Genomic DNA, 25034 nt, shown 5'->3' with positions numbered 1-25034 from the left:
CCTTTCCGGTTGATTGACTGCGGCACATCATATCGGCCGTGGCGAACGAGGTCGGAAATCGGTCAAAAACGGTCGGAAGCGGGTCGAAACCGCCCAAACCCATCGAACCGTCTTTTACGGTGTGTTCCCGTCACAGTCAATGTTCACACGAAAGGAGCACATCATCATGCTGTTGAAGCGGATGCTGCGCGTGGTCGCGACTGCCGGCGTGTTGTCGGTGGTGTTGGGTTTGGGGGCGTGTTCGATGCCGGGTTCCGGGAATGCCGGCGCGTCGGACGGGGCTTCCTCCTCGTCTTCGTCGTCTTCCGAATCGTCGTCGTATGAGGCGGAGTTGAAGCAGGCGTTGCAGTCGGCGTCGAGCGATTTCGAGCGCGGTGTGCTGGAGCGCGCGGTCAAGGCGGGCAAGATCAGCGAGTCGGATTACCGGGAGGCGAACGAGAAGTACCAGGAGTGCATGGCCGCCAAGGGCGATGACGTGGAGTTTGACACGGACCAGTCCACCGGGTTGATGCAGGAACACATGAACACGGACGACAACTATGATTCAGCCAAGGCGAACGAGGACAGCATGGCGTGCGCGAAGGGCACGAACCTGCAGATCCGCGACCTGTACGAGCGTATGGTGCAGAACCCGTCGAACGCGGACGAGATCGAACTGGTCGTGGGTTGCCTGAAGCGACGCAAGCTGGTGCCGGACTCGTTCACGAAGCAGGATTACCTGACCGAGATGGGCAAGCCCGAGGGGTCGTCGAAGCTGGACACGTCGTCGGATGCGTTCTCCCAGTGCCTGGCGAATCCGAGCAAGTAGAGAGGGGGTGATGCTCGTGTTTCGATCGGGAAAGAACGGTGCCCGCACGCGTCGTCGGGTAAACGGCGTGGGGTTCGTGGCGACGTGCATGGTCGCGTGTCTGGCGGCCGGCATGGGATTGGCCGTGGGGTTGGAACGGATGGCGACGCCGCCGTCCCTGTCGGCTTCCCCGGATGCGGGGAGTCTCGCGTTGGGGTCGGAGGATTTCGACGACGCGCGTTCCCTGAACGTGGACGTGACGGCATCGCCGGCCGGCGGGGTCGCGTTCCCGGTGTCAGGCAGGGTCACGTTCGCGTCGTGTCCCGCGGACGGCGTGGTGCGTTCGGGCTCGCACGAGTACGACGTGGACGGCACTCCTCTGGTGAGTCTGCACACGGACACGCCCTTGTATCGTGATCTGGCGTACGGGGACAAGGGCGACGACGTGACGGCGTTGCAGGACGAGCTGGCCGCGCTCGGCTACGGGGGCTCCCGGTCGGGCGTGTTCGACTGGGCCACGTGGGACGCGTGGCGGCGCCTGTACGCGACGAACGCCGGCACGGCCGCGGCGACGGCCAGGGTCCAGCAGGGCGCGTTCTCCCGCGCGTTGGCGGTGTGGCTGCCCGCACAGGCGATGAGCGTGTCGTGCGCGGCGTCGCTGGGTTCGACCGTGACCGGCGATTCGACGGATTCGCCCGCGTTCCGCAGCCTGGCCGGGGTCGCGTCGGTCAAGGCCGCGTCCCTGCCGGACGGCCGCATCCAAGGCGATCGCGTGGTCGAGATCAACGGCCGGGACTATCCCATCGGCGACGACGGCATCGTGTCGGACACGGCCGCGTTGCAGGCGATGGCCGGATGGTCCACGTACACGGGCGCGCGCAAGGACGGCGAGGACGTCACGAGCGTGACCGTGACCTACAAGCTCAAGGAGCCGATCGGCGTGTATTCGGTGCCCGCGGCCGCGCTCACCGGGCTCAAGGGCAGCGACGGGTGCGTGGTGGCGACCGACGGCACGAGCGTCAAGGCGCACGTGGCCGGCAGCTCGTTGGGCCGCACGCTGGTCACGATCGACGGCAAGGCGCCCGCGCGCATCAAGGCCGATCCGGGACAGGCGGCGTGCGATGCGCGTTGACCTCGGCCACGTCGGCCACCGGTACGCCGACGGCCCGCTCCTGTTCCACGATCTGACCGCAAGCCTCATGCCCGGACACGTGTACGCGTTGACCGGGCCGAGCGGCGCGGGCAAGTCCACGCTGCTCGGCATCATCGCCGGCTGGACCACGCCCGCCGAAGGCCGGGTGGCCCGTCAGGGCATCGACTCGATGCGCTGGATCTTCCAGAACCCGCACGGCGTGGCCCAGCGTACCGCGATCGACCACGTCAGCCTGCCCCTGCTCGCCCGGGGGCTCCCGCGCCGCGAGGCCGAGGAACAGGCGCGCACGCTCATGGACCGGTTCAACCTGACACGGGTCGCCGACCGCAGGTTCGCGGAACTGTCCGGCGGCGAGGCCCAGCGCCTCATGCTCGCCCGCGCGTTCGCCGCCCAACCCTCGCTCATGCTCGTGGACGAACCCACCGCCCAGCTCGACATGCACACCGCGGCCACGGTCAGCGAATCACTCTCCCGCATCGCCCGCAACGACACGATCGTCGTGGTCTCCACCCACGACCCGAACACGCGCGACGCATGCACCGACATCATCGACCTGAAGAACTACCAATGAACCACACCACGATGAAAGCAACCTCCGTCATCTCCGAGGCATGGCGTTCCATCACCAGCGGCGCCGCCCGCCTCGCCCCGGCCGTCCTCGCCCTGGCCCTGACCGCCGCCGGCACGGGCGTCATGGACATCGCCGCCGGCTCGGCCATCCTCGACCAGGCAAGCGCATACCGGCAGTCCGGGGCCGACATCCTCGTGCTCAACGCGCCCGACGGCATCGACGCGGCATCCTGCGAACGCCTCACCAGTCTCACAGGCGTCCAGGCCGCCGGAGCGATCCGCACGGCGGACCCGCTCACCCTCGCGGCCCTGCCCGACACCACCACGCCCCTCTACCAGATCACCCCCGGACTGGCCAAACTCCTCGACGCCAAACAGGACGCGAACACGACCGGACTGATCGCATCCCAACAAATCGCCGAAACGCTCGGCACCACCACCGGCGGCACGATCGGCCTCGCCGACGGGCGCACCGCACACGTCAAGGGCGTCTACCAATACCCCGACGACGGACGCACCCCCGGATACGCGTACGCGCTCATGGAGGAAACACCCGCCACCAGCACGTTCGACGCCTGCTGGGCCAAGACCTGGCCGCAAACCAGCCAGACCCGCGACGCCCTCTGGTCCACCCTCACCCCGAACGCGAAAACCACCGGCGACGACGCACCCACCCTCAGCCAGCTCAACACCACCAAAGGCGACGACTTCGACGGACAAACCCTCTACCGGCAACGCTCCACACGCATCCTGCCCGCCTGCGGTGCGCTCATCGCCCTCGCCATCGGATACCTGCTCATACGCGGCCGCCGGCTCGAAATCGCCTCCGCACTGCACTGCGGCGTCCCCAAACCCGCACTCGCCACGCAAATCATCATCGAAACCGGCATCACCATCCTGCTCGCCACCGCCATCAGCCTGCCCATCGACATGACCGCCGCCAGACTCCTCATCGACGCCACCGACCGAACCACCATCACCCTCAACGCCATACAAACCACCATCACTACCAGCACCGCCTACCTACTCGCCACCACAGCCGCCACGCTCCATATCCGAGAACGACACCTCTTCACCTACTTCAAAGAACGGTAACGAAATAACAAATGCATGTAAGGGTGGAAGAGCGCCAGCCAACACCATGACCGATGGCGAGCTTGCAAGTCGAGGCTGATTCTGACATAATTATTTTGCTTTGTCCGGTAACGGCAAGGCTCCAAGTCGCCGGGGGTATTCCCCCGGCATTTCTGTATCCGTCTTAAAATACTGCGCCGCAAGCAGTTCTGATCTCAATCAACATCTACGACTATCATCCTGTATCCGGCTTATTGCCTAGAGAAAGGAAATCGATGATGTTGACGGCTGCCTGTGTGTTCGCGATTCTGGCGGGACTGCTCCATGTGGTGATCTTTGTTCTGGAATCGTTTCGGTGGACCGAGCCGAAAACGATGACGACCTTTTCCATTCCCTCGCTTCAGGAGGCCGAGGCGACTAAGGAGATGGCCTACAATCAGGGCTTTTACAATCTGTTTCTCGGAGCCATGGCTCTGGTCGGCGCGGGTCTTGCGTTGTGCGGGCAGCAGGTCGTCGGCGTGACGTTGATGATCGCCGGCACCGCGTCCATGGCGCTCGCCGCCCTGGTTCTGTTCACCGGCAGTCCCGACAAGCGCGGTGCGGCCCTCAAGCAGTTCGCGTTCCCGGCGATCACCCTATTGCTTCTGCTGCTTTTCGCTGTTCTTTAACGCTTACCGTTTTTAATTCACTCACTGAACGAATTCATCTGCGGCGGAATACGACACCACATGCGGTCACAACCGATCGGCGATAAGCGCGCAGTGTTCGCGGACCACAGCGGCGGATGCGTGGAATCGCGACAGTTCGTCACCACTGAGGTGCAGGTCTACGAAGTCTCCCACGCCATTGCCGTCAAGAGCGACGGGAAGCGACAGGAACACATCCCGCTCACCGTACTCATATTCCCCGTCGACCAGCGTCGAGATGGAGACGACGCTGCGCTCGTTCCACAGGATCGTGCGCACCAGTCCGGCTATGGTGGCCGCGATGCCGTAGCTCGTGCCGCCGCGCAATCCCTTGATGTCGAGTCCACGCCGTCGGGTCGACTCCTCGATGCCGGCGAGCGTAACGCCTGGATACCGGGATCGGTTGTCCTCAAGATACTGTGCGAAGGACTTGCCGATGAACGAGACCGTGGACCATGGCACGAACTGGGAATCCCCATGCTCTCCGATCACATAGCCGGAGACGAGGCGCGGATCAAGATGGGTCAACTCACCGATGATCGTCTTCATGCGCGCCGTGTCGAGCGCGGCGCCCGAGCCAAGCACCTGCTCGCGAGGCAATCCCGTTCGCTTCCACGCGAACCAGCTGAGCACATCAACCGGATTCGACACCATGAGGAGAATGCCATCGAATCCCGAATCCGCGATATGCCGCAGAATCGGGTCGACGATGTCGATGGCGGCGCCAAGCTCCTGCATGCGGGTCTCCCCCGGCTTCGGCTTGGGTCCGGCAGTCACGATCACCACGTCGGCGCACTGACAATCGGCCCAGCTACCAGGACGAATCGTCACGAAACGGCCGAGGAACTCCAAGCCGTCGGCCAGGTCCATGGCCAGTCCCTTCGCCTTGTCCGGATTATGGTTGATCAGCACCAGTTCGTTGCACAGCCCCTGCTGCACGATGGCGCTTGCCACCGCCGATCCGACGCTACCCGTACCGATGACGACGACACGACTTCTGTTCGATGTGACCATGATCGTTCCTCTTTTATACGACAAATCATTTATCCGCAAACGGAACACAGAATACGCCATGCACGCGCATAATGGATACGGGAATCCAACCCGATCAAGGAGGAACGAATCATGGCCGTCGAGAACGCCAAGGTGCTGATCATCGTGAACAACTGGGGCATCGAGGAGACCGAGCTGACCCGTCCGCTGTGCGATCTCAAGGCCGCAGGCGCGCAGGTGACGCTCGCCGCGACCACGCTCGACAAGTGCGAGACCGTGCAGCACGACCGTTACGAGGGCGAGACGCTCACGCCGGATGCCAAGCTGTCCGACGTGCAGGCGGCCGACTACGATCTGCTGGTCGTGCCCGGCGGCACCTGCAACGTGGATCGCATCCGCGTGAACGAGGACGCGATCACGCTCGCGCAGGAGTTCGCCCACGAGGGCAAGCCGATCGCCGCGATCTGCCATGGCGCCTGGCTGCTGGTCAACGCCGGTCTGATCGACGGCAAGACCGCCTCCCCCTGCCGTTACATCGCCGCCGACATCGAGAACGCCGGCGGTCACTACGTCGACAGCCAGCTGACCGTGGACGATGAGAACGGCTGGCGTCTGATCACGTCCCGCAAGCCCGACGATCTGGACTACTTCGTCGGCGCGATCAAGGACACGCTCGCCGCCTGATTCCGGTTAGCAACAGTCAATCAACGCAATCGAGCGCAGCCCCCGAACCATCAGGTGACGGGGGTATGTGCCAGTACTTCGTCGGCACCGTCGGCATTCGCCAGCAGCATGTCCACGGCAAGTCCGGCGAGGTACTTCGCCATCGGCGACAGCTCCCAGTTCTTGCGGGTCACCAGAGCGAACGTGTCGTAGATCGGTTCGGCAAGCGACGTGGTGTACACGTTGTCGGGGAAACCGTCCGTTCCGACCACCGCACGCGGCAGAATCGTGTCGCCAAGACCCAGCGATACCAAGGAGATCGCGGCATCCACCGATTCGATCTCGATCATCGGGTCCAAGGTCACGCCGTGCATCTGCGCCTGCTGGGCGAGCTGCCTGCGCGACGGGTCACGCCATCCGTGATGGGCATCGTACAGGATCAGCGGTTCGTCGCCGATCTTCTCCACCGGCATCGGCTTCTCACAGCGCTCGGGCTTGGAACTGGCCCACAGGATCTCCTGCCGCATCAGGGGGGTAATGGCGAGTCCATCGGTGGGGATAGGCAGACACAGCAGTCCGGCCTCCAACTCACCGTCTCGAACCGCATCGGCAACCTCGAACGAATTCTGCCCCACTAATCGCAGGTGCACGTTCGGATGCGCCTCGCTGAACACGGACGCCAGATCGGACAGTCCATAGTAGCCGGCGTTACGCAGAATGCCGAACGACACCGTTCCCCCACGGCCCGTCAGCAGAGCGTTCAACGCGGTGTCGGCGCCCAGTGCGCCGTCCATGAGCCGCTTGGCCCACGGCAGCAGCGTACGCCCCGCAGTGGTGAGCACCAGACGACGTCCGCCGCGCACGAACAGCTGCAGACCATAATTGGCCTCGATGCGTCGCACCAGTTCCGACACGGTGGGCTGGGTCATGCCCATGTATTCGGCCGCTGCGGTGAACGATCCCAAGGTGGCGGCGTAGTAGAACGCCTGAATCTGCGTCAATGTCATGGCAAACATGGTGAAACGCCAGTGATGCGAAACGGTATCGCGAATATGTTCGGCATGTAAATCCCGGCGAGTGCGCAATAGCCTCATATCGAGGTGACGTTTCTCGTCATGGCTCGTACCACGCCCTTGTCATACGCTCATTATCCGCATGATTGCAACGATCTTTCTGTCTAACGTCGCTTACGCGACTTCCCATCCATAGTTTTCTCCTATGGGAAATGAAGGAATCGGTGCTCTTGTACGGTGTGTCGTGCCCGCGTATGGTCTGGTGACATCGAAGCCAACCGGCGACGATGACATCCCACAATCATCACCAACGCCCGGCACGACCGGGAGTACAGGGAGGAATACCAAATGACCGCTGCGATCCTGACCGACACGGTACGTATGAACAACAACGACGGCACCACCCGCATCGAGAAGGACTGTATCGGCACGCTGCCGGTTCCCGCAAACGTCTACTGGGGTATTCACACGCAACGAGCCATCGAGAACTTCCCCATCTCCGGCGTACCCGTTAGTCATCACCCGGAGCTGATCCGCGCCTACGCGCTCGTCAAGCAGGCTTGCGCCCAGGCGAATGTGGCGCTGGGAGGCATCACCCGTGAACAGGGACGCCTGATCGAACGCGCGTGCAAGGACGTGTACGCCGGCATGTTCGACGATCAGTTCCCGGTCGACGTGCTGCAGGGCGGCGCCGGCACGAGCACGAACATGAACATGAACGAGGTGATCGCCAACCGCGCGCTGGAACTTGGCGGCTATGAGCGTGGTGAATACTCGGTCATTCATCCGAACGACACGGTGAACAAGTCCCAGTCGACGAACGACACGTATCCGGCCGCAGCCCGACTGTCGCTGATCTTCGCGCTGCGTACGCTGATCCGCAGCGTCGACGCGCTGTCCATGTCGTTCCTGGCACTGTCCCGTCGTACCGCCGACGTGGTCAAGCTCGGCCGCACCCAGCTGCAGGACGCGGTGCCGATGACATTCGGCCAGGAATTCGGCGCGTTTCACACCACGATCGCCAGCGATTCTCGCAGGCTTTCCGACATGATCGACCGTCTTGCAGTGGTGAATCTGGGTGGTACCGCCATCGGCACGGGCATCTGCGCAGACGCTCGGTTCCGCGGCATCGTCACCGAACGACTGCGCGCCGTGTCCGGCATTGCCGTGACGTCCGCCGATGATGCGATCGCGGCGACCAGCGACATGGCCGATTTCGTCGACACGTCGTCCGCGGTAAAGCGTCTGGCCGTGCACCTAGGCAAGATCGCCAACGACATCCGACTGCTCACCTCGGGCCCGCAGGCCGGTTTGGTGGAAATTCATATTCCGGCGCGCCAGGCCGGTTCGTCGATCATGCCGGGCAAGATCAACCCGGTGATCCCGGAGAGCGTGAACCAAAGCGTGTTCACCGTGATGGGCATGGACACCACGGTCGCGTTCGCCGCCGAGGCCGGACAGCTGCAGCTCAACGCGTTCGAACCGGTGATCGTGCATTCGCTGCTCGACGGCATGCTGATCCTGGCCCATGCCATGGATACGCTGCGCACCAACTGTGTGGAGGGCATCACCGTCAACGCGAAGATCGGCATGGAGCGCGCGGAGAACAGCGCTTCGCTGGCCACGTCGCTCAACGGCTACGTGGGGTACGAGGAGGCGGTGCGACTCGCACACAAGGCGTTGGCCGAGGGACGCAGCGTGCATGACGTGGCCGTGGACGAGGGCAGGATCCGCAAGGAGATTCTGGATGACGTGCTCGACCCGCTGAAGCTGACCCGTCTGGGACGATAGCGGCAACGCCGTCGTTCAGCCGATCGTTTAGCCGACGCGGAAGGTCCAGGGATCGGTGCTGGTTTCGGACAGCGCGATCTCCACGTCCGCGCCGGTTGTCTCCTTGAGGGCGTTCGCTACGTCCGGCACCAGATAGTGGAACAGCGAGCGCTCGATGGCCGAGTGCGGCGTGTTGATCAGCGCGGGACGGGGTACGCACTCCCCCGTGTTCCCCTGTCCGACGGCGAATCCGCGTTCGCGCAGTTCCGCCTCGTACAGCGCCTGCTGCCAGGCGTCGGTGGCGGGGTGATGCCGCAGGTCGCTGGTGATGTACACGTCGGCGCCGCTGGCACGGACCTCGTCGAACATCGAATCGCCGGAACCGGGCAGGGTGGCGACGGTATGGACCGTCTGGTCGGGATCGCCCGCCACCTGGATGCCGAGTTCCGTATGCGGCAGCAGGCCGGCAACACGTTCCGCGAGCGCGCGCAGTGTGACCGGTTCGGGAAGTTCGCCGATGCGTCCGAGTCCGACCGGGTGTTCGCTGGTCGGATCGTTGATGGGTTCGAGTGGACGCTGGTTGACCAGTCCCAGTCGGTCGGCGAAGGCGTGGGCGGTGCCGCGGTGGGCGGAGTCGGCGTTGGTGTGCCCCACCCAGAGTCCGCAGTGGTTGGCGATCAGCGTGTTGACGATGTCGCCTCGGAATCCGAGTCCGGAGATCTGGTGTACCGATCGGAAGAACAGCGGATGGTGGGTGATGAGCAGGTCGGCGCCGTAGGCCACGGCTTCGGCCACAATTTCGCGGGTGGGGTCGACCGCGCAGTAGATGCGTCGAACCGGTCGGGCGAGGTCGCCCACGATCAGGCCGGGTTCGTCCCAGCTTTCCGCGTAACGCAGCGGGTACAGCGTCTCGAGTACGTCGATGACCTGCTTGAGGGTGGGAGGCGTGGTCGGTTCGGTCATTTCGGCCCCTTTCCGAAGGATGGTTGCGTTCAGTGTGCGGCGAGCTGCCAGTCGTCGCCGATTCCAGTGGAGACGTCGAGCGGCACGTCGAGGTGCACGGCGTTCTCCATGGCGTCACGAATCAGCTCGGTGGCCGTATCGGCTTCGTTCGGCGCGATCTCCACCACGAGTTCGTCGTGGATCTGCAGGATGATGCGGCTGGACAGACCGTGGTCATGCAGGGCTTCGGCGGCGCGGATCATGGCGATCTTCATGATGTCGGCTGCGGTTCCCTGGATCGGCGCGTTGAGTGCGGCGCGTTCGGCCGCGTCTCGTACGCGACGGTTCGTGGATTTGAGTCCGGGGAAGTACCTGCGGCGTCCGAACATGGTTTCGGTGTAGCCGTTGCGCTTGGCTTCGGACACCAGGGATTCCAGATAGTCGTGCACCTTGCCGAACGTGGCGAAGTACTTGTCCTTGAGTACGTCGGCTTCTGCCGGGGAGATCTTGAGCTGCTGGGCGAGGCCGTAGGTGCTCAGTCCGTAGGCTAGGCCGTAGCTCATCGCCTTGACGTGGGAGCGCTGGTCGCCGGTGATTTCGTCCACCGGAATCTGGTAGACGAGCGAGGCCACGTATCGGTGGAAGTCGGCGCCGGAGCGGAACGCCTCGATCAGCGCCTCGTCTCCGGACAGGTGCGCCATGATGCGCAGTTCCACCTGTGAGTAATCGCAGCTCATCAGCGACACGAAGCCATCCCCCGGCACGAACGCGCCGCGGATCTCGCGTCCGGCGGCGTTGCGGTTGGGGATGTTCTGCAGGTTCGGGGCCGCGGAGCTCAGACGACCGGTGGCGGCCACGGTCTGTTCGAACGTGGTGTGGATGCGGCCGTCGTCGTGGTTGACCTCGTCGAGCAGACTCTGCACGATCTGCTTGAGCTTGTTGGTCTCGCGATGGCGCAGCAGCGCCACGAGGAACGAGCTGGCGCGTTCGTTGTTCACGTTGCGCACGGCCATTTCCTGTAGGGCGGCCGCATCGGTGGTGTATCCGCCGGATTTGGTCTTTCGTGTGCCGCGAAGCTGCATGTCGTCGAACAGCACCGCCTGCAGCTGCTTGGGGCTCTGCAGGTTGATGCGTTTGCCGGCCGCATCCCATGCCTGCTCCTGGGCGTCGCGCGCCTCGGTGGCGAACCGGTCACGCATGGCGATCAGTCGGCCTTCGTCCACGGCCGCGCCGATCGACTCCATACCGAAGAGCACCTGTGACACCGGCAGCTCGATGGTGTGCAACAGGGAGTACTGCTTGCGTGCCACCACCTTGGATGCCAGTTCGTGGGCGAGGGCACGGACCGTGGCCACATGACGGATCACGGATGTCGGTTTGACGGCTTCGGGCTCATCGTCGATGTCGAGCGCCAGCTCGCCCTGTGCGGGTTCGTCCCCGTCCTCGATCGGCAGATCAAGGAAATGCGCCGCAGCCGCATCCAGGGAATCGGGATGATAGTCGGATTCCACCAGATATCCGGCGAGCTGGGTGTCGAACCACGGTCGGGGAATGCGAACGCCGGCCTTGGCGAGCAGATGGGACTGTTCCTTGAGCCCGTGCAGCGCGCACGCTCCGGCACGGCTATCCAATAGCCGCTGCAGTACGGTACCGCACGCGGTCATGTCCGCTACGGTCAACATCACGGCATGGTTATCAGGTCCCAGAAGCGCAACGGCGTTCAGTGTCGTGGCACCGGGATGGACGTCGCCTTCGGCGTGAAGGAACCAGGATGATTCCAGTGCAGGAACGACGTCGTCGAGTTCGTCGTCAGGCACGGTCTTCGGCGTGATCGATGCGGTGATATGCGTGTCGATCCACTGCTGCAGCGATGTCGCAACGGCAGCATCTCCGTCGAGAGTATCGAGAATCGGATCCTCAAGCGCAGGCCCCTCGTCGACGGCCTCCTCACCGGCGCCCTCTTCGACGATGCCGCCCGGAAACGCCTTCAGCAGTCGGGTTTTGGTACGCGGCCCGAATTCCAGCGACGCGAAGAGCTTGTCGATTGCCGTGAGATTCGGCGGGGACATCACCAGATCATTCATGTCGACCCCAAGGTCGAGGTCGCGAACCAGAGCGTTGACCTTGCGGTTGAGTTTCACCTGCTCGATGTTCTCACGCAGGGCGTCGCCCTTCTTGCCCTTGATCTCGTCGGCGTGTTCGATGATGCCGTCGAGCCCGCCGAACTGGTTGATCCATTTGGCTGCGAATCCGTCGCCCACGCCGGGCACGCCGGGAATGTTGTCGGCGGTCTCGCCTCGCAGTGCGGCCAGATCGGGGTATTTCTGCGGACTGACCTTGTACTTCTCCTCCACGGCCTCGGGCGTCATATGCTTGAGGTCCTTGAAGTGGTGCCCTGGATAGAGCACCGTGATGCGGTCGTCGATCAGCTGGAACGCGTCACGGTCGCCGGACAGCACCAGCGCGTCGAAGCCCGCCTTCTCCCCCATGGTGGCGAGCGTGGCGATGACGTCATCGCCTTCGTATCCGGGTTTTTCGATATAGGTCACGCCCAACGCCTTGAGCATGTCCTGAATCACGGGCAGCTGCGGCAGCAGGTCCTCCGGCGCCGCATCGCGCGTGCCCTTGTATTGCGGCAGCAGATCATTACGGAACGTGCCGCCCTTGACGTCGAACGCCACGGCAACGTGGGTGGGATGTTCGTCCAGAATCACTCGCGTGAGCATGTTGGCGAAACCCCACACCGCGTTGGTGGCGAATCCGGCGGATGTGGTGAAATTCTCGGCCGGGAGCGCGAAATATGCGCGGAAGGCCAATGAATGCCCGTCGACGACGAGCAGTCGATGTTCTGCCGTCGCCCTTTCCGTAGTAAGAGAATCGTGCGAAGACAGAACCATGGATCGACTCAGCCCTGCACCTGCTCGATGACCGCGTCGGCGACTTCCTGCATGGTCAGACGGCGATCCATCGACGTCTTCTGAATCCAGCGGAACGCCTCGGACTCGGTGAGACCCATGTTCTCCATCAGCAGGCCCTTGGCGCGGTCGACACGCTTGCGAGCCTCGAAGCGGGCCTTCATGTCGGAGACCTCGTCACGCAGGGCGTTCATCTGGTCGAAACGGCTGATGGCCACTTCAATGGACGGGAACAGCTTTTCGGGAACGAACGGCTTGACCACGTAGGCCATGGCGCCGGCGTCGGCGGCCTTCTCCACGAGGTTCTGCTGGGAGAACGCGGTGAGCATGACCACAGGGGCGAGGTTTTCCTCGGCGATCTCCTTGGCGGCGGTGATGCCGTCCTTGCCGGGCATCTTCACATCCATGACGACGACATCGGGGACCAGTTCGCGGACTAGATCCACGGCCTCCTGGCCGCTGGCCGCCTCACCGACCACGTCATAGCCGGCGGCGCGCAACGACTCGACGATATCAAGACGAATCAGGGCCTCATCCTCGGCCACGACGACGGTGCGTCCCTTCGAATCCTCCGACAGCGCATCCATATCAGACATATCCGTCCCTTTCGCGTTTGGAACCATACTGAATCACGTTACATCATCGTAACCAATTCAAATCACGCACTCTGCAACGCAATACATTCATCACGTAAACGATTGCAGGCGCGTACCAGCAACCGTCACGTCAGTGCCCCGGGTGGGACTCGAACCCACACTGTACAGATTTTGAGGCTGTCTCCTCTACCAATTGGGATACCGGGGCAATCCTTAAGAGAGGGTACACCATTTGTCTCCGCGACACAAAAGTTTGGGCCCATCCGCGTGTTTCGCCACGCGAATGGGCCCAATGCATGTCGTAAGACACCGTTCAGCGGCTGTACACCGCTAGGTCATCTACGAGTTCACTTGGTGCTGCCGACAGTGTGCACGTAGATGGAGTCGGTGCTGCCGGGCTTGTGGTCGCCCTTGGAGCAGCTGAGCACGACGATGTGGTCGCCGTCCTCGACCTTGCCGGCGGCCTTCAGCGTGGCGTCGGTGAGGGCCATGATCTCCTTGCGGGTCATGTCGTGGTAATCCTTGTCCAGCAGGAAGGCCTCGGTGCCCCAGCTCAGAGCCAGCCAGTGGTAGGTGTGCTCGTTGGAGGTCAGACCGTAGATCGGGGCGGCCGGACGCTCACGGGCGATGCGGTGCACGGTGTCGCCGGTCTGGGTGAAGGCGACGATGGCCTTGGCGTTGAGCTTGTCGGCCAGATCCACGGCAGCGGAGGACACGGCGCCGGACTTGGACATGTCGAGGCCCTTGAGCTCCGGGATGCGGTCGAAGCCGTGGGAGGTGGCGTACTCGGAGATGCGAGCCATGGTGGCCACGGTCTCGGTCGGGTACTTGCCGACGGCGGTCTCGTTGGAGGTCATGGTGGCGTCGGCGCCATCGAGCACGGCGTTGGCGCAGTCGGAGGCCTCGGCGCGGGACGGCACCGGGGAGTTGACCATGGAGCCGAGCACCTCGGTGGCCACGATCACGGGCTTGGCGTACTTACGGGCCAGCTCGATGATGCGCTTGGTGGCCAGCGGGACCTCTTCCAGCGGGCACTCGACGGCCATGTCACCACGGGCGGCCATGATGCCGTCGAAGGCCTTGACGATGTCCTCGAGGTTCTCCAGAGCCTGCGGCTTCTCGATCTTGGCGACGATCGGGATGCGACGACCCTCCTCGTCCATGATCTCGTGGGCGCGGTCGATGTCGGTGGCGAAACGCACGAAGGACATGGCGATGATGTCGGCGCCGGTGCGGATGGCCCAACGCAGATCGGCCTCATCCTTCTCGGTCAGAGCGGGCAGGCTCACGGCCACGCCGGGCAGGTTGATGCCCTTGTGGGAGGAGACGGGGCCGGCCACGACGACCTTGGTGTGCACGTTGTTGCCCTCGACGCTGGTGACCTCGAGACGGACCTTGCCGTCATCGATCAGGATCGGGTCGCCGGGGTGGCAGTCGCCGGGCAGACCCTTGAAGGTGGTGGAGGTGATGGTCTCATCGCCTTCGATGTCGTCGGTGGTGATGGTGAACTCCTGGCCGGCCTTCAGGTAGACCTTGTCCTCGCCATCAGCGTTCTTCTTGAACCAGCCGCAGCGGATCTTCGGACCCTGCAGGTCAACCAGGGCAGCCACGTTGCGACCGACGGTCTTGCCGGCCTCGCGGAGGTTGTTGTAGACCCTGAGGTGGTCCTCAGGCGTACCGTGAGAACGGTTCAGACGAGCGACGTCCATGCCGGCCTCGACGAGCTTGGTGATGTTCTCGAGGGATTCGGTAGCCGGTCCGATGGTATCTACGATCTTGGCTTTACGCATATTGCCTGCCTATTTCTTCTAGACGGAACGAGGAACAGGATGTTTCCCCGCTGTTGCCATGGAATAGCTTACTAGCTGTTCCAGACCGAGCAAGGCACAATCATGGTGTGTTGTGTGAGCGTTCACATAGTGGGCACTTTCGTGTCATCGTGCTCAAAACGGCAAAAACAAAGGTCTTCGTCCATGACGACCGATTACCGGCCGGCCATGGACGAAGACCTGAAACATCGTCATGCGCGGCATTCGTCCGTGCGTGTCATCCCTGCGGAAACACGCGAACGTCCTGCATAACGCGGTATCAACGGATCATGAATCAGCAGATCAGTCCTGCGAATCCTTCGCCTTCTCCATCGACTTCATCTTGATGACGCTGGCGGCGGACGCGATGCCGATCGACAGCACGATCACCGCAAGCGAAAGCCACGTGGGCACCTCGGGAACGGCGTGGATGGGATGGCCGCCGTTGATGAACGGCAGCGTGTTGGCGTGCAGGGCCTCCATGATCAGCTTGACGCCGATGAAGCCAAGCACCACGGACAGGCCGATCGGCAGGTACACGAGCTTGTCGAGCAGAGCGCCGAGCAGGAAGTACAGCTGCTGCAGGCCCAGCAGGGCGAAGACGTTGGAGGTGAACACGATGAACGGATCCTTGGTCAGACCAAAGATCGCGGGAATGGAATCGAAGGCGAACATCACGTCGGTGGTGCCGATCGCAAGGAACACGATGAGCATGGGCGTCCAGTACTTCACGCCGTTTTTGGTGGTCCGCAGCTTCTCGCCGTCGTAGTCGTCGGAGATGCGGATCACCTTGCGCAGCGTGGCGATCAGCGCGTTCTCATGGTATTCCTCGTCATCGTCCTTGCCGAAGGCGAGCTTGAACGCGGTGACCAGCAGGAACGCGCCGAACAGGAAGAACACCCACGTGAACCGGGTGATGATGGCGGCACCGAGCAGAATGAAAATACCGCGCAGCACCAGCGCGATCGTGATGCCGATCGACAGCACGAACTTCTGCAACTGCTTCGGAACCGCGAAATTCGCCATGATGATGACGAACACGAACAGATTGTCGATGCTGAGCGAATACTCGGTAAGCCAACCGGAATAGAACTCCAGGGCCGGCTTGGAACCAGCCACGGCCCAGATGAGTCCGCCGAAGATCAGTGCCATGACCACGAAGAACGCGATGTGTCGCACGCATTCAGCAGTGGAGGGCACATGAGGACGACGACCGATGATCAGCAGATCGACGATAAAGAACACGGCGAGCACCGCGAAGGCACTCACCATAAACCATAGTGGAGTCTCAGCCATGGGTCACCATCATACGGACCGTAGGTGACCGGACGAAATCGCCGCAGCGTTTTCGTCACGAAACGATAGGCGCCTGCCCTATTTGTTCGCCTCGGTCATCTGCCGCAGCTCCTTCTTGAGATCGCGGATCTCATCACGAAGACGGGCCGCGAGCTCAAACTGCAGCTGCTCGGCGGCCGTGTGCATCTGCTCGCTGAGCTGTCGGATGAGATCGGCGAGATCCTGGGCCGGCAGACCGGCGGACAGCAGGTCGCGGTGGCGCCTCTGGGCCTCGTCCGGCGAGGACGCGCCCGGCACACCCAGATGCGAGTTGCCGGCCTTGTTGGCGTTGCGATAGCCGCCCTCCAGCAGTGTCTGGGTGTCGACGTCCTCCTTGGCGAGCATGTCGTTGACGTCGCTGATCTTCTTGATCAGCGGCTTGGGATCGATGCCATGCTCCTTGTTGTAGGCGATCTGCTTCGCGCGACGACGGTTCGTCTCGTTGATGGCCTTGGTCATGGCCTCGGTCCGTCGATCCGCGTACATGATCACCGTTCCGGACACGTTTCGCGCCGCACGGCCAATGGTCTGGATCAGCGAACGATAGGACCGCAGGAAGCCCTCCTTGTCTGCGTCCAATATCGCCACGAGCGAAACCTCAGGCAGGTCGAGGCCCTCCCTGAGCAGGTTGATGCCCACGATCACGTCGATCTTGCCCTCGCGCAGCTCGCGCAGCAGCTCCACGCGTCGCAGCGTGTCCACGTCGGAGTGCAGATACTCCACCTTGATGTCCCGCTCCAGCAGATAATCGGTGAGATCCTCGGCCATCTTCTTGGTCAGCGTGGTGACGAGCACGCGTTCGTTCCTGGCCACGCGATCCTTGATCTCGCCAAGAAGGTCGTCCACCTGTCCCTCAACCGGACGTACGTCGATCTTGGGATCGACCAGTCCCGTAGGCCTGATGATCTGTTCCACCACGCCGTCGGACAGCCCCAGCTCGTAGTCGCCGGGGGTGGCGGACAGGTAGACGGTCTGGCCGATGCGGTCAAGGAACTCGTCCCATTTGAGCGGACGGTTGTCCATGGCGCTGGGCAGACGGAAGCCGTGTTCCACCAGCGTGCGCTTGCGTGAGGCGTCGCCCTCGTACATGGCGCCGATCTGCGGAATCGTCACATGCGACTCGTCGATGACGAGCAGGAAGTCGTCGGGGAAGAAGTCCAGCAGCGTGTGCGGCGGCGTGCCGGGCTCGCGACCGTCGAAGTGACGGGAATAGTTCTCCACACCCTGGCATACGCCGATCTGCGACAGCATCTCCAGATCGTAGGTGGTGCGCTGGGTGAGACGCTGCGCTTCCAGATCCTTGCCCTGCTTCTTCAGCACGGCCACGCGATCGTCGAGTTCCTCACGGATGGTCTTGAGCGCGCGCTGCATGCGCTCCGGTCCGGCCACGTAATGCGAGGCCGGAAAGATGTGCACCTCGCTTTCGTGTGCGATCTCGTCGCCGGTGAGCGGGTGGAGCGTGGAGATGCGATCGATCTCATCGCCGAAGAACTCGATGCGCACCGCAAGCTCCTCATACACGGGAATGATCTCCACCGTGTCGCCGCGCACACGGAACGTGCCTCGGGTGAACGCGATGTCGTTGCGCTTGTACTGCATGTCGACGAACGTGCGCAGCAGATCGTCGCGGTTGATCTCCTGCCCCTCCTTGAGGAACAGCATGCGTCCCGCATATTCCTCGGGGGTGCCCAGACCGTAGATGCAGCTGACGGTGGCCACGACCACGCAGTCGCGTCGCGTGAGCAGGTTCGCCGTGGCGGCGTGGCGCAGTCGCTCCACGTCGTCGTTGATGTTGGAGTCCTTCTCGATATACGTATCGGTCTGGGGAATGTACGCCTCGGGCTGATAGTAGTCGTAGTAGCTCACGAAGTAGCTCACGGCATTGTCGGGCATAAGCTCGCGGAACTCCGCGCACAACTGCGCCGCCAGCGTCTTGTTCGGCTCGAGAATGAGCGTGGGCCGCTGCAGACGTTCGATGAGCCATGCCGTCGTGGCGGTCTTGCCCGTGCCGGTGGCTCCCATGAGCACCACATCATTCTCGCCGTTCTCGATGCGCGTGGCGAGTTCCTCGATCGCCGCCGGCTGATCACCGCTCGGCTGATATGGCGATTTGACCACGAAAGGACGGTTGGTTCGTTCGATGTTGTAGCCCATACAATGCCCCCGGTGTCTGCTTCATGCGGCACCCGTCGTTCGCGATCATCAGTGCGTGATCATCAGTACGATCAGTACGACGGATGCGTCAGTACGTGATACAGCCTATCAACATCTTCAAACATTTGTTCTAGCGGTTTGGTGGAGTCGATCACATAGTCGCAGATGTCGAACCGCTGCTGCTGCGACGCCTGATTGTTGATACGCGCCACGGCGTCCTCACGCTTCATGCCTCGGTTGCGGATCATGCGACGAATACGGGTCTCCTTGGGCGCCTCGACGGTGATGATCGCATCGAAATAGTCCCACCTCGAGGTTTCCACCAGCAGCGGTATGTCATGAACCACCAGTCTGCGGGTGCCGTCCTTCGGCTCGGGGTGCGTATCAAGCCACTGGTATTCCAGACGACCGGCCTCACGGAACACGATCGGATGCACGATGTCGTTGAGCTCCTGCAGCTTCTCCGGATCGGAGAACACGTGGGCCGACACCCACGCCCTGTTCATCTCGCCGTCACGGCCACGGGCACGACGACCGAATCGCTGTATCACCTGATCAAGCCCCTCGCTGCCCTTGGCCACCGCCTGCCGGGCCAGCTGATCGTAATCGATCACATAGGCGCCAAGCTGCACGAATCGCTTGGCCACGGTGCTTTTCCCGGCCGCGATACCCCCGGTAAGACCCACACGAGTGAACATTCTCATCTCCTCACATCGCGCCATAGGGCGTCCTTGCCCTCGGCCGCCTTCGACTCGAATGTTTTCAGTTTACAGAAAAACCCGGCTGCCATTGGGTAATGACAACCGGGTTTCATCGTTTAGTCAGCTATGCGACGGAACGAGTTCACTTCTTCTCGTTGAGCAGCTGCTCGCGCAGGGCGGCCAGCTGGTCGTCGGAAGCGAGGGTGCCCTCGGACGTGCTCTCGGAAGAGTAGTTGGAGGTCTCCTCGACCTTCTCTTCCTTCGGCTCGCCCTGACCATCGGCAGCGGCGGAAGCCTCGGCGTTCTCGAGCTCCTTGGCGACGAACTCCTTGTGCTGCTCCCACAGATCGTGGGCGGCGGCGTACTGGGCTTCCCACTCCTCGCGCTGCTTCTCGTAGCCAGCGATCCACTCGTTGGTCTCCGGGTCGAAGCCCTCGGGGTACTTGTAGTTGCCCTGCTCGTCGTACTCGGCCGGCATGCCGTACAGCGCCGGATCGAAGTCCTCGGAGGAGATGTCGACGGAGTCGTTGGCCTGCTTGAGGGACAGGGAGATACGACGACGATCGAGATCGACGTCGATCACCTTGACGAACACCTCTTCGCCCGGCTTGACCACGGTCTCCGGGTTCTCCACGTGGCGGTTGGCCAGCTCGGAGATGTGCACCAGACCCTCGATGCCGTCATCCACGGAGATGAACACACCGAACTGCACGATCTTGGTGACCTTGCCCTTGACGATCTGGCCGGGGACGTGGGTGCGAGCGAAGCGCTGCCACGGATCCTCCTGGGTGGCCTTCAGGGACAGGGAGATGCGCTCGCGATCGAGATCGACGTCGAGCACCTCAACGGTGACCTTATCGCCGACCTTGACGACCTCGGACGGGTGGTCGATGTGCTTCCAGGACAGCTCGGACACGTGGATCAGACCGTCAACACCACCGAGATCGACGAACGCGCCGAAGTTGACGATGGAGCTGATGACGCCCTCACGGATCTGGCCCTTCTTGAGCTGCGAGAGGAAGGTCTCGCGCACTTCGGACTGGGTCTCCTCGAGGTACTGGCGACGGGACAGGACCACGTTGTTGCGGTTCTTGTCGAGCTCCAGGATCTTGGCCTGGATCTTCTGGCCGATGTAGGGGGCCAGGTCGCGCACGCGGCGCATCTCGACGAGGGAAGCCGGCAGGAAGCCACGCAGACCGATGTCCACGATGAGGCCGCCCTTGACGGCTTCGATGACGGTGCCTTCGACAACGCCATCGGCTTCCTTGATCTTCTCGACATCGCCCCAGGCGCGCTCGTACTGGGCACGCTTCTTGGACAGAATCAGACGGCCTTCCTTGTCTTCCTTGGTGATGACAAGGGCCTCGACGGTATCGCCGACCTCGACGACGTCGTCGGGATCGACGTCCTTCTTAATGGAAAGCTCACGGGAGGGGATCACGCCCTCGGTCTTGTAGCCGATATCCAGGAGCACTTCGTCGCGATCGATCTTCACGACGGTGCCTTCGACCAGATCACCATCATCGAAGTTCTTGATGGTGGAATCGACTGCCTTGATGAAGTCCTCTTCGGTGCCGATGTCGTTGATGGCGACCTTGGTGACCTCTGCGTTGTTCTCTGCCATGTAAATGTACTGGTTTTCTAATAGTGGGTGGATAAGAATCGATATTCAGTTATCGCATGCCCTGCGGGCACGCACAAGGAAATAGTCTAGCCTAACGCATGGTCAAGGAATCCGGGCGTGTCGCGCTCGGCTGAAAACGTCTTCGGGCAGCGCCGCTCCCCCGCCTAATCCGCGGAATTCGAAGAGTCGGAGGACGGGGATTCCGAGGAACCGTCGGACGCCGAATCCGAAGCGTCATTCTGATCGGATTGATCATCCTGATCGGATTGATCGTCGGCGAGCGCCTTGTCGAATTGCGAGATCAGGGAGTTCATCCACGCGATGAGTCCGGTGGCGCCGTCCGGGACCTGCTCGGTCACGTCGATCACGGGCACGTCGGCTTCGCCGGCCGTCTTGGTGATCAGTGCGGTCATGTCGGACTCCTCCTGGGGGTTGTTGACCAGGAGGGAGGCCTTTTTCGAGGTGAGTGTCTTCTGCATCTTCTGCACGTCGGCGGGGGCTGGCTCGCTTTCGTTGAGCATGGCCTGGGCGTAGGACTGCGGGGTGACGTCGGTGAGCTTGAGGTCGCTCATCAGGTAGTAGGCCACGGATTCGGTGGCCGCGTAGGTGGCGTCGGGGTGCTTCTTGGAGAAGACGGCCATGTTCGTCTCGAGTTCGCGTTCGCTTTTCTTCCATGTGGCGAGACGCTGGGAGAAGTATGTTTTGGCGGATGGCTCGGCCTTGCCGTAGGCTTCGGCGATCTCCTTGGCCACCGCGGTTCGCGCGTCGCTGGAGAACCAGAGGTGCGGGTTGTCGCCGTCGGATGCGCCCACGGTGTCGGCGGCGTTCACCACAGTTGCGTTCGTGGTGGATTTGGTGGCCCATTCGTCGTATCCCGCACCGTTGACGATGAGGACGGTCGCCTTGGAGATGGCTGCGATGTCGCTGGTCTGCGGTTCGAAGTCGTGGGCGTCGACGTTGGTGGTGCCGAGGATCGAGGTGACGTTGACCTTGTCTCCGCCGATTTCCTTGGCGAGCATGCCCCATTGGTTGATCGATGCGACCACGGTGATGGTGCCGGACGTCGACGAGGCCGACGGTGTGCCGTCGTCGGACTGCGAGGATCCACATCCTCCGGTCGAGATCATGATGGCGCAGGCCATCACCGCGGCGGCCACCCTGCCTATGTTCGCGGAAAACGTCATGACTTCCTCCGGTCGTTCATACGTTGGCTTCCACATGCCGCCGTATATGCCGCCATGTGGGGAATCGTCAGTCGCTTCGGTCGGTTTTGTTCGACCGTCGAAACATACGCGATTCCGTTCTGTGGAATGATTTCACGATAGCCCATGAGGCGGAGTATCGTGACAGGACGCGTTATCGGCGTTCGAGAGACGGACGCGCGGAAACGCTCGGAATGTGAATGCAAGGAGAGAATATCGATGGCACTTCGACTGGACGGCAAGCAGGCGGCAGCCACCATCAAGGCTGATCTGGCGCAGCGGGTGGAGCAGCTGAAATCCAAGGGGATCACGCCCGGCCTGGGCACGCTGCTGGTCGGTAATGACGCCGGCAGCGTCAAGTATGTGGCGGGCAAGCACCGTGACTGCGCCGAGGTGGGCATCGCCTCCATCGCCGAGGAGCTTCCCGGCGATGCGAGCTTCGACGACATCGCCGAGGCCATTGAGCGTCTGAACGCCAATCCGGCGTGCACCGGCTTCATCGTGCAGCTACCCCTGCCCAAGGGCATCGACGAGAACGCGGCGATCGATCTGATCGACCCGAAGAAGGACGCGGACGGCATGCATCCCTACAATCTGGGCGAGCTGGTGCTGCATCCGCGAGGGGAACTGGTCACCCCGCTGCCGTGCACCCCTCGCGGCGTAGTGGAGCTGCTGGCCATGAACGGCATCGATCTCAACGGCAAGCATGTGGTGGTGCTTGGCCGTGGCATCACCATCGGCCGTACGATCGGCCTGCTGATCAGCCGCAAGGAGATCAACGCCACGGTGACGCTGTGCCACACCGGCACGAGGAACATCCACGAGATCATGCGTTCGGCCGATGTGATCGTCGCGGCGATGGGCAATGCACACTTCGTCAAGCCCGAGGACGTTCGACCTGACGCCGTGCTCGTCGACGTCGGCGTGAGCCGTGTGACCGATCCCGAGACCGGCAAGTCGAGGATTCTGGGCGACGTGGATCCCGCGGCGCGTGAGGCGTGCGCCGCGTACACGCCGAACCCGGGCGGCGTGGGGCCGATGACTCGCGCCATGCTGCTGCGCAACGTGGTGGATATCGCCGAGCGTCTGGTCTGACGCGGCATTCGCGCACAATTAGCGTTTCCAGGGGCGTGGCACTCCGTTCATCCGGGGTGCCGCACCCCTGTTCGTTTCCCGGGATCTTCCGCGTTCCCTCGGTCGATCTCGTGCGGGCGTCGGCGGACACGTCGGGAATTGGACGAATCCATTAAATACTGATTATTATTCTCAATAGCATTATCGGAATCGTCATCATAGGGATGAATCATGTCAGAAACGCCCGTTTCCCCAGGCACCGTTGCGGAGCACGACGCCGCGACGGACGCCGTCGTTCTCCGTAACGCCGAAGTGCGCCGCGGCGGCAGAACCATCTGGTCGCACGGCAATCTCGCCATTCCCGCCGGCACGGTGACCGCCATCGTGGGCACCAACGGCGCGGGCAAGACCACGCTGCTCGACGCCGAGCTCGGTCTGGTGCCGCTGTATGCCGGATCCATCACCGTCATGGGAAGCCCGGCGGGGCAGAACAACGGCATGATCGGCTATGTTCCGCAGTCGTACATCGCCGGACTGGACTCCAACATCACCGCACGCCAGTCGGTGATCCTGGGACTGACCGGCACCCGTTTCGGCATTCACTTCGTCACCAGGGAGGAGAAGGCACGCGCCCAGCAGGTGCTGGAGTTCGTCGGACTGGCCGACAAGGCCGACTACCGACTCAACGAGCTGTCCGGCGGACTGCGTCAGCGCGCCGCCATCGCACAGGCACTGGTCGGCGGCCCCAAACTGCTGTTGCTCGACGAACCGCTGGCCAACCTCGACATGGCCAGCCAGCGGGCCGTGGTGGAGCTGCTGGCACGGCTGAACCGCGAATGGGGCATGACCATCCAGGTGGTCGCCCATGATCTCAACATGCTGCTGCCGATCCTCACGGGCGCGATCTACCTGCTCGACGGGCATCCGCACTACTCCCCCATCAGCTCCGTGCTCGACTCCGATCTGCTCACGCACCTGTACGGCACCCGCATCGAGGTGGTGACCACGCCGCAGGGCGACATGTTCGTCACCCCCGACCGCACGCTGGAACCCAAGGAACGCGATCAGAACACGCACGCGGCGGCGGAGGCCGCACGCTTCCACGAGCATCACCATCACATTCCGCCGAAGGAGAACAACCGATGAACGTCACATTCGCATTCGACCCCGAATGGCTGTCGGTGCTCACCGCCCCCTTCATGACGAACGCCATCGAGGCGGGGCTGCTCATTGCGCTGGCCGCAGGCATCATGGGCTACTTCACCATCACCCGCCACTCCACCTTCGCCGCGCATGCGCTGGCCCACATCGGCCTGCCCGGTGCCACCGGTGCGGTGCTGTTGGGGCTTCCGGTCTCGCTGGGACTCGGCGCCTTCGCGCTCGGCGGCGCACTTGTGATCGGCGCGCTGGGCAAGAAGGTGTCGGAGCGCGAGATCGCTACCGGCACCGTGCTGGCGTTTGCCACCGGCCTGGGCCTGTTCTTCGCGCGACTGTCCTCGAGCGCCTCCCAGCAGATGCAGTCGATCCTCTTCGGCTCGATCCTGACGATCACCGACGGGCAGATCATCGGATTCGCCGTCTTTGACGTGGTGCTGCTCGCGGTGCTGGCGCTGGTCTACCGGCCGCTGCTGTTCAGTTCCCTCGACGAGCAGGTGGCTCGCGCCAAGGGCGTGCCGATCTCGCTGATGAACGTGCTGTTCATGGCGATCATGGCCGGGGTGATCACCGTGGCCGTGCCCGCCGTGGGAACGCTGCTGATCTTCGCGCTGGTGGTGACCCCGGCCGCGACGGCATCGATGGTGACCCGGTCTCCGTTCGCGGCCATCGTGGTGTCGTGCGTGCTGTGCCTGATCAGCATCTGGGGCGGCCTAGTGCTGTCCGCCATGTTCCCCACGCCGCCCAGCTTCGTCATCGTGACGCTGAGCACGCTGATGTGGGTCGTGGCCAAGATAGTATGCGGCAGGAAGCGCTAAA

General features: G+C 62.8%; 21 protein-coding genes and 1 tRNA gene. 10 read left to right on the top strand and 12 right to left on the bottom strand.

Annotation, left to right across the window (positions count from 1 at the left end; genetic code table 11):
* Window positions 1-166: 166 nt before the first annotated feature.
* The 5 genes from Tam10B_RS12130 (at window position 167) to Tam10B_RS12110 (ending at window position 4252) form a co-directional block, all read left to right on the top strand.
* Window positions 167-808, top strand: coding sequence for a hypothetical protein (locus tag Tam10B_RS12130; RefSeq protein WP_233133722.1), 642 nt, complete (start codon window positions 167-169; stop codon window positions 806-808).
* 10 nt (window positions 809-818) lie between these two features.
* Window positions 819-1919 (top strand): peptidoglycan-binding domain-containing protein, encoded by a 1101-nt coding sequence (locus Tam10B_RS13645; RefSeq protein ID WP_233133721.1) that lies wholly within the window; start codon window positions 819-821, stop codon window positions 1917-1919.
* Window positions 1909-2511 carry an ATP-binding cassette domain-containing protein gene (locus Tam10B_RS12120; RefSeq protein WP_093961498.1) on the top strand — a complete coding sequence of 201 codons (603 nt, stop codon included), beginning with the start codon at window positions 1909-1911 and terminating at the stop codon, window positions 2509-2511. The genes Tam10B_RS13645 and Tam10B_RS12120 overlap by 11 nt, the downstream gene beginning before the upstream one ends.
* A gap of 11 nt (window positions 2512-2522) precedes the next feature.
* The gene (locus Tam10B_RS12115; protein ID WP_233133720.1) at window positions 2523-3605 is read left to right on the top strand and encodes a hypothetical protein; all 1083 of its coding nucleotides are present in this window, start codon (window positions 2523-2525) and stop codon (window positions 3603-3605) included.
* A 254-nt stretch (window positions 3606-3859) separates the two neighbouring features.
* Window positions 3860-4252: a DUF1304 domain-containing protein gene (locus tag Tam10B_RS12110; RefSeq protein WP_233133719.1), complete on the top strand. Its 393-nt coding sequence runs from the start codon at window positions 3860-3862 to the stop codon at window positions 4250-4252.
* Window positions 4253-4318: 66 nt separating this feature from the next.
* Here the strand turns inward: Tam10B_RS12110 and Tam10B_RS12105 are convergent, their stop codons facing one another.
* Window positions 4319-5284: an L-lactate dehydrogenase gene (locus Tam10B_RS12105; RefSeq protein ID WP_093961496.1), complete on the bottom strand. Its 966-nt coding sequence runs from the start codon at window positions 5282-5284 to the stop codon at window positions 4319-4321.
* 111 nt (window positions 5285-5395) lie between these two features.
* Here Tam10B_RS12105 and Tam10B_RS12100 point away from each other — a divergent pair, with 111 nt between their 5' ends.
* Complete coding sequence (locus Tam10B_RS12100) at window positions 5396-5947, top strand: type 1 glutamine amidotransferase domain-containing protein (RefSeq protein ID WP_093961495.1); 552 nt, start codon at window positions 5396-5398, stop codon at window positions 5945-5947.
* A 50-nt stretch (window positions 5948-5997) separates the two neighbouring features.
* On the opposite strand, the gene Tam10B_RS12095 is transcribed toward Tam10B_RS12100, so the two are convergent.
* Window positions 5998-6933, bottom strand: coding sequence for a LysR family transcriptional regulator (locus Tam10B_RS12095; protein ID WP_093961512.1), 936 nt, complete (start codon window positions 6931-6933; stop codon window positions 5998-6000).
* Between the two features lie 387 nt (window positions 6934-7320).
* On the opposite strand from Tam10B_RS12095, the gene Tam10B_RS12090 reads away from it, so the two are divergent.
* A complete protein-coding gene (locus Tam10B_RS12090) occupies window positions 7321-8730 on the top strand; it encodes an aspartate ammonia-lyase (protein WP_198947609.1) in 1410 nt (469 codons plus the stop codon).
* Window positions 8731-8757: 27 nt separating this feature from the next.
* On the opposite strand, the gene Tam10B_RS12085 is transcribed toward Tam10B_RS12090, so the two are convergent.
* From Tam10B_RS12085 to Tam10B_RS12040, 10 genes are all read right to left on the bottom strand, one after another.
* Window positions 8758-9672 carry a Nif3-like dinuclear metal center hexameric protein gene (locus tag Tam10B_RS12085; protein ID WP_093961493.1) on the bottom strand — a complete coding sequence of 305 codons (915 nt, stop codon included), beginning with the start codon at window positions 9670-9672 and terminating at the stop codon, window positions 8758-8760.
* 29 nt (window positions 9673-9701) lie between these two features.
* Window positions 9702-12548 carry a DNA polymerase I gene (gene polA, locus Tam10B_RS12080; RefSeq protein ID WP_093961492.1) on the bottom strand — a complete coding sequence of 949 codons (2847 nt, stop codon included), beginning with the start codon at window positions 12546-12548 and terminating at the stop codon, window positions 9702-9704.
* Between the two features lie 8 nt (window positions 12549-12556).
* Window positions 12557-13162 (bottom strand): ANTAR domain-containing response regulator, encoded by a 606-nt coding sequence (locus Tam10B_RS12075; protein WP_375137732.1) that lies wholly within the window; start codon window positions 13160-13162, stop codon window positions 12557-12559.
* Window positions 13163-13296: 134 nt separating this feature from the next.
* A tRNA-Leu gene (locus tag Tam10B_RS12070) sits at window positions 13297-13370 on the bottom strand.
* Window positions 13371-13509: 139 nt separating this feature from the next.
* The gene (gene pyk, locus Tam10B_RS12065; protein WP_093961490.1) at window positions 13510-14952 is read right to left on the bottom strand and encodes a pyruvate kinase; all 1443 of its coding nucleotides are present in this window, start codon (window positions 14950-14952) and stop codon (window positions 13510-13512) included.
* A 321-nt stretch (window positions 14953-15273) separates the two neighbouring features.
* On the bottom strand, window positions 15274-16266 hold the full coding sequence (locus tag Tam10B_RS12060) for a TerC family protein (RefSeq protein ID WP_093961489.1): 993 nt from the start codon (window positions 16264-16266) through the stop codon (window positions 15274-15276).
* Window positions 16267-16344: 78 nt separating this feature from the next.
* Entirely contained in the window at window positions 16345-18459 is a 2115-nt protein-coding gene (gene uvrB, locus Tam10B_RS12055; RefSeq protein WP_093961488.1) for an excinuclease ABC subunit UvrB, read from the bottom strand.
* Between the two features lie 71 nt (window positions 18460-18530).
* Window positions 18531-19157 (bottom strand): dephospho-CoA kinase, encoded by a 627-nt coding sequence (coaE, locus tag Tam10B_RS12050; RefSeq protein ID WP_198947607.1) that lies wholly within the window; start codon window positions 19155-19157, stop codon window positions 18531-18533.
* A 145-nt stretch (window positions 19158-19302) separates the two neighbouring features.
* A complete protein-coding gene (rpsA, locus tag Tam10B_RS12045) occupies window positions 19303-20784 on the bottom strand; it encodes a 30S ribosomal protein S1 (protein ID WP_093961487.1) in 1482 nt (493 codons plus the stop codon).
* Window positions 20785-20948: 164 nt separating this feature from the next.
* Window positions 20949-21968, bottom strand: a complete 1020-nt coding sequence (locus Tam10B_RS12040) for a metal ABC transporter solute-binding protein, Zn/Mn family (protein WP_093961486.1) — start codon at window positions 21966-21968, stop codon at window positions 20949-20951.
* Between the two features lie 237 nt (window positions 21969-22205).
* Here Tam10B_RS12040 and Tam10B_RS12035 point away from each other — a divergent pair, with 237 nt between their 5' ends.
* From Tam10B_RS12035 to Tam10B_RS12025, 3 genes are all read left to right on the top strand, one after another.
* Entirely contained in the window at window positions 22206-23081 is an 876-nt protein-coding gene (locus Tam10B_RS12035) for a bifunctional methylenetetrahydrofolate dehydrogenase/methenyltetrahydrofolate cyclohydrolase (RefSeq protein ID WP_093961485.1), read from the top strand.
* A gap of 210 nt (window positions 23082-23291) precedes the next feature.
* Window positions 23292-24206, top strand: coding sequence for an ABC transporter ATP-binding protein (locus Tam10B_RS12030; protein WP_093961484.1), 915 nt, complete (start codon window positions 23292-23294; stop codon window positions 24204-24206).
* Window positions 24203-25033, top strand: coding sequence for a metal ABC transporter permease (locus Tam10B_RS12025; protein ID WP_093961483.1), 831 nt, complete (start codon window positions 24203-24205; stop codon window positions 25031-25033). Before Tam10B_RS12030 ends, Tam10B_RS12025 begins: the two co-directional genes overlap by 4 nt.
* The last annotated feature ends 1 nt before the right edge of the window (window position 25034 follow it).

Source organism: Bifidobacterium vansinderenii (assembly GCF_002234915.1).
Classification (GTDB): domain Bacteria; phylum Actinomycetota; class Actinomycetes; order Actinomycetales; family Bifidobacteriaceae; genus Galliscardovia; species Galliscardovia vansinderenii.
This window is presented reverse-complemented; position numbering and strand designations above follow the sequence as displayed.